Source organism: Stenotrophomonas sp. 05L44_2 (assembly GCF_056665995.1).
The window spans coordinates 1-6541 of sequence record NZ_JBFTNR010000162.1; the positions used below are offsets into that span (position 1 = coordinate 1).

A 6541-nucleotide genomic window follows, 5' to 3' on the forward strand; every position below is an offset into this window, starting at 1 on the left:
GGGCCTGAGCCGGTCGGTCTATGCCGACCATGTGCAGCGGGTGGCCTTCATCGGCGGTGAGTCCACGGGCAAGAGCACGCTGGCGCGGGTGCTGGCCGAACGCCTGGGTACGGCATGGGTGCCGGAGTTCGGGCGTACGTTGTGGGAGCAGCAGGGCGGCGAGCTGCAGGCGCAGGATCTGCTGCGTATCGCTGCGACCCAGCCGCAGCACGAGCACCAGGCCGCGCAGCATGCGCATCGCTGGTTGTTCTGCGATACCACGCCGTTGGTGACGCTGGGCTACAGCGGCTGGATGTTCGGGACTGCGCCCGAACCACTGCAGCGGGCCGCGGCGCGTGCGTACGACCTGCTGTTCCTGTGCGCCCCGGATATCCCGTTCGAGCAGGATGGAACGCGTGTGGGCGAGGAGTTCCGCATGCGCCAACACGCGTGGTATCTGCAGCAGTTGCAGGCGCGTGGAATGGCGCATGTGCTGCTGGAAGGCGACCTGGAGATGCGTATCGCGCGGGTGCTGGAGGAATTGGTGAGGCGTGCGGACAACCGGTTCAGTGTGGTGGCGGAATGAGCTGCCAGGGGCTGGCAGGCCCGCATCCGCCCAACATGAAAAAACCCCGCTTTCGCGGGGTTTTTCGTTTACTGCATGACGCCTGGGATCAGTCGCCCAGGGTCAGCAGCGAGGCATTGCCGCCGGCAGCGGTGGTGTTCACCGTCACCGTCTTTTCGGTGGCGAAGCGCAGCAGGTAGTGCGGGCCGCCGGCCTTGGGGCCGGTGCCGGACAGGCCCTGGCCGCCGAACGGCTGCACGCCGACCACCGCACCGATCTGGTTGCGGTTGACGTAGACGTTGCCGACGTGGACGCCGTTGCTGATGCGGTCGACGGTTTCGTCGATGCGCGAATGCACGCCCAGGGTCAGGCCATAGCCGGTGGCGTTGATCTGGTCGATCACCGCGTCGAGCTGGTCGCCCTTCCAGCGGATCACGTGCAGGACCGGCCCGAAGATTTCCTTCTGCAGCTGGCCCAGGTCCTTCAGTTCGTACGCACGCGGTGCGAAGAAGGTGCCGTTGGCCGCTTCGGCGGACAGTTCGGCCGCAGCGATCAGGCGCGCTTCGCGGTCCATGCGCACGGCGTGGTCCTGCAGGATCTTCAGTGCATCGGCGTCGATCACCGGGCCGACGTCGGTGGACAGCAGGCCGGGGTTGCCGACCTTCAGTTCCTTCATCGCACCGGCCAGCATGGTCATCACCTTGTCGGCGATGTCGTCCTGCACGAACAGCACGCGCGCGGCCGAGCAGCGCTGGCCGGCCGAGGTGAAGGCCGAACCGATGGCGTCCTTGACCAGCTGTTCCGGCAGTGCCGAGGAGTCGGCGATGAAGGCGTTCTGGCCGCCGGTCTCGGCGATCAGCACGCCGATGGCGGCGTCACGTGCAGCCATCGCGCGGTTGATCGCACGGGCGGTGTCGGTAGAGCCGGTGAAGGCCACGCCGGCCACGCGCGGGTCGGCGGTCAGCGCGGCGCCGACGGTGGCGCCATCGCCCGGCAGGTACTGCACCACGTCAGCCGGCACGCCGGCATCGTGCAGCAGCTTCACTGCGTAGTAGCCGATCAGGTTGGTCTGCTCGGCCGGCTTGGCGATCACGCTGTTGCCGGCGGCCAGTGCGGCAGCCACCTGGCCCAGGAAGATCGCCAGCGGGAAGTTCCACGGGCTGATGCAGACGAACACGCCGCGGCCATGCAGCTGCAGTTCGTTGGATTCGCCGGTCGGGCTGGGCAGCTTCTCGGCGTGACTGAACTGCTCGCGTGCCTGCTTGGCGTAGTAGCGCAGGAAGTCCACGGCTTCGCGTACTTCGGCGATGCCGTCGGGCAGGCTCTTGCCGGCTTCCTTCACGCACAGCGCCATGAATTCGGGCATGCGCGCTTCCAGCTGGTCAGCGGCGTGCTCGAGGATGGCGGCGCGGCTGGCGGCCGGGGTGCGGTTCCAGGCCGGCTGTGCGGCCACGGCATTGGCCAGCGCCTTCTGCACGGTGGCGGCATCGGCGGCCTGCCACTGGCCGACCACTTCACGGGTGTCGGCCGGGTTGGTCACCGGCAGCGAGGCACCGGTCGGGTTCGCGCCCGGCACCAGCGGTGCGGCCTGCCAAGGCTTCACTGCAGCGTTGAGCTGCTCGGCCAGGGCGCGCAGTTCGTTGTCGTTGGCGAGGTTGGCGCCCATGGAATTCTTCCTGTCGTGGTTCTGGCTGCGCAGCAGGTCAACCGGCAGCGGGATCTTGGGATGCGGAATCGATTCGAACGAGGACACCATCTCAACCGGATCGCGGACCAGGTCGGCGATCGGCACGCGCTCGTCGGTGATGCGGTTGACGAAGCTGGAGTTGGCGCCGTTTTCCAGCAGGCGACGCACCAGGTACGGCAGCAGGTCTTCATGCGAACCGACCGGCGCGTACACGCGGCAGGGCAGGCCAAGGCGATCGGCCGGCACTACTTCGGCGTACAGGTCATCGCCCATGCCGTGCAGCTTCTGGTGTTCGTAGACGCCACCGTTGGCGATGCTGCGCACTGCGGCGATGGTGTGCGCATTGTGCGTGGCGAACATCGGGTAGATCGCGTCGGCATGGGTAAACAGACGCTTGGCACACGCCAGGTAGGACACGTCGGTGTTCTGCTTGCGGGTGAACACCGGGTAGCCGGCATAGCCTTCGATCTGCGCGCGCTTGATCTCGGCGTCCCAGTAGGCGCCCTTGACCAGGCGCACCTGCAGGCGACGACCGGCGCGACGCGCCATGTCGGCCAGGTGGTCGATCGTGTACGGCGTACGCTTCTGGTAAGCCTGCACGACCACGCCGAAGCCATCCCAGCCGGCCAGCGAGGCATCGCCGAACACCTGCTCGATGATGTCCAGCGACAGTTCCAGGCGATCGGACTCTTCGGCGTCGACGGTGCAGCCGATGCCGTAGCTCTTGGCCAGCTGCGCCAGTTCCAGCACGCCGGGCACCAGGTCCTTCAGCACGCGCGCGCGCTTGGCGTGCTCGTAGCGCGGGTACAGCGCCGACAGCTTGATCGAGATGCCCGGTGCGTTGTTGACGTCGCCATCGGCACGGCCACCGCGCGACTTGTGGTCACCACCGATGGCGTGGATCGCACGACGGTAGTCTTCCAGGTAACGCAGGGCGTCCTTCATGGTCAGCGCGCCTTCGCCGAGCATGTCGAACGAGTAGCGGTAGCTGGCGCTGTCGCCCTTGTGCGAGCGTGCCAGCGCTTCGCCGATGGTGCGGCCCATGACGAACTGGTGGCCCATGATCTTCATTGCCTGGCGCACGGCCAGGCGTACCACCGGCTCACCGACGCGGCCGACCAGGCGCTTGAACGCGCTGGGCGCATCGGCGCGGGTGGCGTCGTTCATCTGCACCAGCTTGCCGGTCAGCATCAGGCCCCAGGTGGAGGCGTTGACCAGCACCGAGTCGCTGCCGCCCAGGTGTTTTTCCCAGTCGGCATCGGCCAGCTTGTCGCGGATCAGCTTGTCGGCGGTCTCCTGGTCCGGAATGCGCAGCAGCGCCTCGGCCACGCACATCAGCAGCACGCCTTCCTCGCTGCCCAGGTCGTACTGGCGCATGAAGGCTTCGATCGCGCCCTGGTCCTTGGCGCGCACACGCACCCGGGCGACCAGGTCGGCGGCCAGCGCCTGCACCTTGGCCTGCTCGTCGGCCGGCAGGCGCGCCTGCGCCAGCAGTTCGCGCACATGGCTGGCCTCGTCCTTCAGCCAACCATCGGTGATGGCCTGGCGGAACGGGTTGGGGGACGCCGGCAGTTCCGGCGACAGCAGCGCCGAGTGACGCGGGGCGTCACTGGCGGCAATGGGAGAGGAGGGTGCGTTCATGCCGGTCCGGCCAGTGGAAAACTTGGCGATTTTAATCATTTTTTCGACTTCAGGAAGGCCCGCGCAGCCACCTTCATGAATGCTGATAGCCCCTAGCGGTGGTGGATTCAGCGTGTTCAGCAAAGTCGGGCCGTTTTGTGCCGAATTCGTCATTCGTGCCGCTGGGCCCATGCTGTATTGCAGCATCGGAAAAAGTGTGAATGCACCCTTGCTACCGGCGAGAGGGCAGGGCTACCATCGAGACGTTTCCCGCGGCAGGAACGCGGTTGCGACATGATCGAGGTGCTTACAGCTCCGGATGGGTCAGGTACGCAGCTGCGACTGCGTCCCCCACGGGCGCTCGATGCCCGGCAGTTCGTCCTGTTGTTTGCTGTGTTGTCGGGAGTGATGTGGCTGGTGTCCGCCTTCGGGTGGGTGGCCGGCAATGCATTCGCCCCCCTGTTCGCGCTGCTGTACAGCCTGTTGCTGGCAGCTGCGTTGCGCGCGTTGTGGCGCAGTGGTGAACGGCAGGAGGAAATCCGGGTAGTGCCGGCGTGCGTGGAGGTCATCCCCGTGCCCGGTGGATCGCCGGTGTTCCGGGCTCATCCGCACTGGGTGCGCCTGCTCACCGACGACCAGAGGGTCCGGCTGGCATCCAGCGGCCGGCAGGTGGAGGTGGGGAGTTTCCTCGCGCCGGCCGAACGTCAAACGCTTGTTGAAACGCTTGAAGATTTGCTCGCCGCCAGCGATGGCGGCAACCGACGACGCTAAGGGTCTAGGCAATGAAGCAAAGCAGAGGGTGGGGCACGAAGTGCGTTGCAATGGCCGCCGCGATGGGGGCCCTGCTGTCGATGACGGGGACGGTGCTGGCCCAGGCGGCCGATCCAAAGCCGTGGCAGTTGAACATGGGCAAGGGGGTGACCCAGACCTCGCGCCTGGCCTGGGAATCGAACAACCTTTCGCTGATCGTCTGTACGGTGATCGGCGTGATCGTGTTCGGCGCGATGGCCTACGCGATGTTCAAGTTCCGCAAGTCCAAGGGTGCGGTCGCTGCCACCTTCAGCCACAACACCAAGGCCGAAGTCATCTGGACGGTGATCCCGGTGATCATCCTGGTGGTGATGGCGTGGCCGGCCACGGCCAACCTGATCAAGATGTACGACACCCGCGATGCCGAGATGACGGTCAAGGTCACCGGCTACCAGTGGATGTGGAAGTACGAGTACCTGGGCGAGAACGTGACCTTCACCAGCCGCCTGGACCGCGAGTCCGACCGCATGCGGCAGAGTGGCAAGGTGCCGACCCGCGAGAGCCATCCGCACTACCTGCTGGATGTCGACAACCGGCTGGTACTGCCGGTGGACACCAAGGTGCGCTTCGTCATCACCTCCGACGATGTGATCCACGCCTGGTGGGTGCCGGCGCTGGGCTGGAAGCAGGACGCCATTCCCGGCTTCATCAACGAAGCCTGGACCAGCATCGAGCAGCCCGGTGTCTACCGCGGCCAGTGCGCGGAGCTGTGCGGCAAGGACCAYGGCTTCATGCCGATCGTGGTCGAGGCGGTGTCCAAGGAAGAATTCAAGCAGTGGCTGGCGCAGCGCAAACCCGCGCCTGCACCGGCAGCCCCTGCCGCGCCTGCCGAACCCACTRCACCTGCCAGTGAAACGCCGGCGCAGCCGGCGGCACCGGCAGCCGCCGAGGCCGGCAACACGCCTGCGGCGGCGGCCAGCGGAGCCTGATGTAACTGCCCGCGGCCGTATCGCGGCTGCGGCGACAACCGATCCTGAGAGGTGTTTTGCAATGGCGCACTCGGCAGTTGGGCACGACGATCACCATCACCCGCAGAGCTTCTTCGAGCGTTGGTTCTTCTCGACCAACCACAAGGACATCGGCACGCTGTACCTGKGKTTCAGCTTCATSATGTTCGTCATCGGCGCGTTCATGAGCGTGCTGATCCGGCTGGAACTGGCCCAGCCCGGCATCCAGTACATCCGTCCGGAAATCTTCAACCAGCTGACCACCGTACACGCGCTGGTGATGATCTTCGGCGGGGTGATGCCGGCCTTCGTSGGCCTGGSCAACTGGATGATCCCACTGCAGATCGGCGCGCCGGACATGGCGCTGCCGCGCATGAACAACTGGTCGTTCTGGCTGCTGCCGGTGGCCTTCAGCCTGCTGCTGCTGACCTTCCTGCTGCCCGGTGGCGCGCCGGCCGGYGGCTGGACSMTGTACCCGCCGCTGTCGCTGCAGGGCGGCTACAACGTGGCGTTCACCGTGTTCGCCATCCACGTGGCCGGCATCAGTTCGATCATGGGCGCGATCAACATCATCGYSACSRTSCTGAACATGCGCGCGCCCGGCMTCRMSCTGMTGAAGATGCCGMTSTTCTGCTGGRCCTGGCTGATCACCGCSTTCCTGCTGATCGCGGTGATGCCGGTGCTGGCCGGTGCGGTGACGATGCTGCTGACCGACAAATTCTTCGGCACCAGCTTCTTCAATGCGGCCGGTGGTGGCGACCCGGTGATGTTCCAGCACATCTTCTGGTTCTTCGGCCATCCCGAGGTCTACATCATGATCCTGCCCGCCTTCGGCGTGGTCAGCGAGATCATCCCGACCTTCAGCCGCAAGCCGCTGTTCGGCTACCAGGCGATGGTCTACGCCACAGCGGCGATCGCGTTCCTGTCGTTCAT

Annotated in this window: 5 protein-coding genes; 4 read left to right on the forward strand and 1 reads right to left on the reverse strand. The window is 66.0% G+C overall.

Annotated elements, in window-relative coordinates:
* A partial coding sequence (locus AC1VAN_RS07660; RefSeq protein ID WP_480985564.1) for an AAA family ATPase occupies positions 1 to 565 on the forward strand: 565 nt, incomplete at its 5' end.
* An 88-nt stretch (positions 566 to 653) separates the two neighbouring features.
* Here AC1VAN_RS07660 and putA read toward each other — a convergent pair.
* Positions 654 to 3872 (reverse strand): bifunctional proline dehydrogenase/L-glutamate gamma-semialdehyde dehydrogenase PutA, encoded by a 3219-nt coding sequence (gene putA, locus AC1VAN_RS07665; protein WP_032975634.1) that lies wholly within the window; start codon positions 3870 to 3872, stop codon positions 654 to 656.
* A 273-nt stretch (positions 3873 to 4145) separates the two neighbouring features.
* Between putA and AC1VAN_RS07670 the strand changes: the two genes are divergently transcribed.
* The 3 genes from AC1VAN_RS07670 to AC1VAN_RS07680 form a co-directional block, all read left to right on the forward strand.
* Positions 4146 to 4622, forward strand: coding sequence for a DUF2244 domain-containing protein (locus tag AC1VAN_RS07670; protein WP_025878297.1), 477 nt, complete (start codon positions 4146 to 4148; stop codon positions 4620 to 4622).
* A gap of 11 nt (positions 4623 to 4633) precedes the next feature.
* Positions 4634 to 5590, forward strand: coding sequence for a cytochrome c oxidase subunit II (gene coxB / locus AC1VAN_RS07675; RefSeq protein WP_480985565.1), 957 nt, complete (start codon positions 4634 to 4636; stop codon positions 5588 to 5590).
* Between the two features lie 61 nt (positions 5591 to 5651).
* Positions 5652 to 6541 (forward strand): cbb3-type cytochrome c oxidase subunit I (locus AC1VAN_RS07680; RefSeq protein ID WP_480985566.1); only part of this gene is annotated, 890 nt, incomplete at its 3' end.

Bases quoted from the DNA above. Each gene is read 5' to 3' on its own strand.
- AC1VAN_RS07670 (WP_025878297.1), top strand. From the start codon at position 4,146: ATGATCGAGGTGCTTACAGCTCCGGATGGGTCAGGTACGCAGCTGCGA.
- putA (WP_032975634.1), bottom strand. From the start codon at position 3,872: ATGAACGCACCCTCCTCTCCCATTGCCGCCAGTGACGCCCCGCGTCAC.